A 4,807-nucleotide genomic window follows, 5' to 3' on the forward strand; every position below is an offset into this window, starting at 1 on the left:
CCCCCCCCGGCCCCCCCCCCGGGGGCCCGCCCCCCCCCCGGCCCCCGCAACTGCCGTACGGAGGTCAGGCCTTGGGGCCCGCGGACTGGACGACCTCGAAGGACCAGAGGGTGGAACCGGTGGCGGCGGGGCGCTTGGGGGCCTCGCCGGAGGGGCCGTTCTGGTGGGCGGACTTCATCGGGCCCTCCATCCAGGCCTTGAAGTCCTCCTCGCTGCGCCAGCGGGTGTAGACCAGGTACTGGTCGGTGCCCTCGACGGGGCGGAGCAGCTCGAACCACTCGAAGCCGTCCGAGTTCTCCACCGCGCCGGCCCGGGAGGCGAAGCGCTGCTCCAGCACCTCGCGCTGCTCGGCCGGCACCGTCAGGACGTTGATCTTGACGACGGACATGGTGCGCTCCTTCTGCTCCGGTGAGTGCGTACGGGCAGCAGTCTGCTACACCTCACGGGCGGGCGGTCCGCCGGTGGGCGGGAACGTCAGGCGATCCACGGCGGGAGGACGCGCCGGTCGTCGCGCGGGGCGAGAGCGCAGGCGCCCTCGGGGGTGCGGGCGTCAGGGTTGTAGGCGTACGCGGGGGACGGGGAGGCGACGACGGCGGTGAAGCCGGTGTCGGTGGCGATCTGACGGACGGTGTCGGCGGGGAGGACGGCGGTGTCGCCGGCGGCGAGGGTGACGGTCTCCTCCGCCAGGTTGACGCGGGCGGTGCCGGTGAGCAGGGTCCAGACCTGCTCGGTGTCCATGGCGTGCAGCGGGCCCCGGGCGCCGGCGACCATCTCGACGTGCCAAACGGCGAGGGCGGCGGAGCCCTGGGTGGGCGAGGCGTAGGTGGTCATCACGCCGTTCGGGGTCGCAGTGCGGCGGGCGTCGGCCCGGCGGATCACGGACATGCGGATCTCGGACGCGCGGATCTCGGACATGGCGAAGGAACCCCCTAAGATGGACAATGAAGTTGTCTATATGGTCAATGAGGTTGTCTATCGTGTCAAGTGAGCCCTCCCCACCGGGATTTGAGCTGCCGCTTCGCCTGCTGCTCGCCTTCCGCACGATCATCGACGAGCTGCACGAGCGCATCGCCCGCGAGGGCCACCCCGACCTGCGCCCGATGCACGGCTTCGTCTTCCAGGCGATCGGCCCGTACGGCACCACCGCCTCCGAGCTCGGCCGCCGCCTCGGCGTCACCAAGCAGGCGGCCGGCAAGACCGTCGACAACCTGGAACTGCTCGGCTACGTCGAGCGCGCCACCGATCCGGCCGACACCCGGCGCAAGCTGGTCCGGCTGACCGCGCGCGGGGTGGACTGCCTGGTCCGCTCGGCCCGGATCTTCGACGAGCTGCGCGAGGAGTGGTCGGCGACCCTGGGCGAGGAGCAGCTACGCCAGGTGGAGGACGGCCTGCGCCGGCTCGCCCCCGGCGACCCGTTCCGCCTCGACACCCCGCGCTGGTTCGGCGCGTCGTAGCACGTCAACACCAGTAAGAACGTCAGGATTCGGGCAGCCCGCGGGTCGCGAGGGTCTGGTTCTTGTAGGCCTTCACGCCGGTGATCTCGGCACCGAACCAGTCCGGTGCCGAGAAGGCCTCCGCCTCGGCCTCCGAGCCGAACTCGACCTCGGCGGTGCGCAGTCCGGTCAGCTCGCCCTGGTAGACGTCCGCGTGGACGGTGACGCCGGAGGCCTCGAAGGTGTAGCGGTCCTTGATCAGCCGGGCGCCCTCGGTGGCGGGCCAGAGCTCGGCGAACTCCTCTTCCCCGAGCTCGCGTTCCACCTCGATCCGGACGGGCGAGCCCTCCGCGGCGGAGGCCCTGCGCTTGATCCCGAGGACGCGGCTGCCGCCGATCCGCCGCAGCCGCACCTCCGTGCCGTCCTCCTTGATCGCGATGTAGCCCTGTTCGATGTGCTGCCGCACCGCCGTCGCGGGCGGCTCGAAGGCGCCCAGCAGGAACTTGCGCTCGATCTCGAGGGGCACGTCGTACCATCCCTTCCCGGTGGCAGTCCGTCAGAACGACCGCCCCTCCCCACGGTACGGCCCCTGCGGCCCCGCCGGGTCCGGCCGGTCGCGCCGGTCGGCGCAGAGCGAGGAGCTGAGCCGGTTCAGCACCCCGGCGAGTTCGGCGTACCGCCGCTCGTCCCAGTCCCCCAGCAGTTCGGCCAGTTGGGTGCGCCGGGCGGCGACCAGCCGGAGCGCCGCCGCCTCCCCCGCCTCGGTGAGCCGCAGCGGCAGCCGGCCGACCCGCGCCGCCAGCCCCCGGCCCTCCACCTCCCGGACGGCCTCCTCGACGACGGCGACCGGGACGATCCGCCGCTCGGCGACTTCGGCGGGCTCCACCGAACCGTGCTGGTGCATCTGGAGCAGCAGCCAGCTGGAGGCGGGCCGCAGGTCCAGCCCGGCGGTCTCGGTGATCCGCCGGAAGAGGTCGCGCCGGGCCTCGCGGCTGTTCAGCACCGAGAGCGCGCGGGCGATCTCGTCCAGCGAGGTGCGCTCGACCGGGTTGACCCCGATGGACTCGCTCAGGTCCGGCGCGGTGACGGTGGAGCGCAGCTTCTGCTCGCGCAGGAACAGCGACAGCACGAAGGCGACCACCGCGACCGGCACCGCGTACAGGAACACCCGGGTGATCGACTCGGCGTACGCGTGGTAGACCCCCGGCTGGACGGCGGCCGGCAGCCGGGGGATCACCCGCGGGTCGGAGGTGATGACCTCCGGCCGGAAGCCGGGCGGCAGCGGCACCCCCGCCAGGGCGTCGGCGAGCCGGCCGCGCAGCCCGCTCGCGAAGACCGTCCCGAAGACGGAGACGCCGAAGGAGGCCCCGATCGAGCGGAAGAAGGTGGCGCCCGCGGTGGCCACGCCGAGGTCCTCGTAGCCGACCGAGTTCTGCACGATCAGCACCAGCACCTGCATCACCAGGCCCAGCCCGAGGCCGAAGACCAGGAAGTAGAGGCTCATCTCCGCGGTACCGCTGTGCTCGTCCAGCCGGGAGAGCAGCAGCAGGCCGACGGTGGTGACGGCCGTCCCGGCGATCGGGAAGACCCGGTAGCGGCCGGTGCGGGCGACGATCTGGCCGGAGCCGATCGAGGTGAGCAGCATGCCGAGCACCATCGGCAGCATGTGGATGCCGGACATGGTGGGCGAGACCTGCTGGACCACCTGGAGGAAGGTCGGCAGGTAGGTCAGCGCGCCGAACATCGCGAAGCCGACCACGAAGGAGATCACCGCGACCAGGCTGAACGTCCGCGAGCGGAACAGCCGCAGCGGCAGCACCGGCTCCACCGCCGTCCGCTCGACCAGGACGAAGGCGAGCAGCAGCACCAGGCCGAGCACGCCGAGGCCGACGACCTGCCAGGAGGTCCAGGCCCAGGTCGTCCCGCCGAGCGAGGTCATCAGCACCAGGCAGGTGGCGACGGCGGCGATCAGGACGGTGCCGAGGTAGTCGATCCGGTGCTCGCGGCGGTCCTCCCGCCCGTGCAGCACCGCCGCGATCACCACCAGGGCGAGGACGCCGATCGGCAGGTTGACGTAGAACACCCAGCGCCAGCTGAGGTGGTCCACGAAGACCCCGCCGAGCAGCGGCCCGAGCACGCTGGTGACGCCGAACACGGCGCCGAACAGGCCCTGGTAGCGGCCGCGGTCCCGGGGGGCGACGAGGTCGCCGACGATCGCCTGGGAGAGCACCATCAGCCCGCCGCCGCCCAGGCCCTGGAGGGCGCGGAAGGCGATCAGCTCACCCATGTTCCCGGCGATCCCGCACAGCACCGAGCCGAGCAGGAAGATCACGATGGAGGCCTGGAAGAAGCGCTTCCGGCCGTACATGTCGCCGAGCTTGCCCCAGAGCGGGGTCGCGGCGGTGGAGGCCAGCAGGTAGGCGGTGACCACCCAGGAGAGGTGGTCGAGGCCGCCGAGGTCGCTGACGATGGTCGGCAGCGCGGTGGAGACGATGGTCTGGTCGAGGGCGGCGAGCAGCATCGCCAGCAGCAGGGCGCCGATCGGCACCCAGAGGTTGGGCACGGTGACCGCCGGCGGGCCGCTCTCGCCCGCGGCGCCGTGGCCGGGCTCGGAGCCGTGGCCGGACTCGGCACGCGGATCCGTCATCGCGTCTCCGCGGGCATCACAGCACCTCCGTGGGCATGGCGTCGCCTCCGGGTGGCGGGCCCGCCGGCCGGGCCGTTCGGATGATCACTCCCATGATCACTCCCAGCTCATCGAGCCGTTCGTTTCGTCCCGATTCGTTCCGTCGGGTTGAGCCGAGCGTAAGCGCCGGGGACAACCGCCGCGCCCCGGACGTTCTCCGAGGAGCCAACCGGCACCAACCGGCACAACACCCCCGCCGGGGACCGGACGCCCCTGTCCACCCCTCGGGCGGTCCTGCATAATCAGGCGCGTTCGTGCGCCCGGGTCCGCCCGGAACGCGCGCCGGACGACCGAACGACCACCCGTCCGACGACACCGACACACCCGCCGGACACCGACACACCCGCCCGCGAAATCGACGCGAAACCGAGGAGGACCGGCCGATGCCGGACCAGCACTGCCCGACGTGCGGCGCCGCACGCTCCACCGGGTGCGGCTGCGTCCCGGACCCGAGCCTCACCGAGACCGCCGTCCTGCCCCACGTCGAGGGCCCGCCGCTGGTCCGCCCGTACGTCCCGCAGACCGCCGACCAGGTGGCCGACGAGGCCCACCCGCACGCGCCGGTGGTGGACCCGTTCGCGACCACGGTGCTACACTTACACTCAACACCTGATTGCCAACCAGGCTGAGGGAACCTTTGGGCGCCTCCATTACCCTTTAGGAGGCAACCGCCCCAGTTAAACTACCC

General features: G+C 72.2%; 5 protein-coding genes and 1 rRNA gene. 1 reads left to right on the top strand and 5 read right to left on the bottom strand.

From position 1 onward, the window contains the following. Positions 1 to 64: 64 nt before the first annotated feature. Complete coding sequence (locus ABZW03_RS37330) at positions 65 to 388, bottom strand: antibiotic biosynthesis monooxygenase (RefSeq protein WP_355268802.1); 324 nt, start codon at positions 386 to 388, stop codon at positions 65 to 67. An 86-nt stretch (positions 389 to 474) separates the two neighbouring features. Further along, positions 475 to 915 carry a cupin domain-containing protein gene (locus tag ABZW03_RS37335; protein ID WP_355268804.1) on the bottom strand — a complete coding sequence of 147 codons (441 nt, stop codon included), beginning with the start codon at positions 913 to 915 and terminating at the stop codon, positions 475 to 477. Between the two features lie 62 nt (positions 916 to 977). Here ABZW03_RS37335 and ABZW03_RS37340 point away from each other — a divergent pair, with 62 nt between their 5' ends. Then, the gene (locus tag ABZW03_RS37340) at positions 978 to 1,454 is read left to right on the top strand and encodes a MarR family winged helix-turn-helix transcriptional regulator (RefSeq protein WP_355268806.1); all 477 of its coding nucleotides are present in this window, start codon (positions 978 to 980) and stop codon (positions 1,452 to 1,454) included. A gap of 22 nt (positions 1,455 to 1,476) precedes the next feature. On the opposite strand, the gene ABZW03_RS37345 is transcribed toward ABZW03_RS37340, so the two are convergent. From ABZW03_RS37345 to ABZW03_RS37355, 3 genes are all read right to left on the bottom strand, one after another. Continuing rightward, positions 1,477 to 1,959 carry a CYTH domain-containing protein gene (locus ABZW03_RS37345; RefSeq protein ID WP_355268808.1) on the bottom strand — a complete coding sequence of 161 codons (483 nt, stop codon included), beginning with the start codon at positions 1,957 to 1,959 and terminating at the stop codon, positions 1,477 to 1,479. A gap of 30 nt (positions 1,960 to 1,989) precedes the next feature. Beyond that, on the bottom strand, positions 1,990 to 4,080 hold the full coding sequence (locus ABZW03_RS37350; protein ID WP_355268810.1) for an MDR family MFS transporter: 2,091 nt from the start codon (positions 4,078 to 4,080) through the stop codon (positions 1,990 to 1,992). Between the two features lie 539 nt (positions 4,081 to 4,619). Beyond that, a 23S ribosomal RNA gene (locus ABZW03_RS37355) occupies positions 4,620 to 4,807 on the bottom strand; the annotation flags it as partial.

It is taken from the genome of Kitasatospora sp. NPDC004799 (genome assembly GCF_040609095.1).
Classification (GTDB): domain Bacteria; phylum Actinomycetota; class Actinomycetes; order Streptomycetales; family Streptomycetaceae; genus Kitasatospora.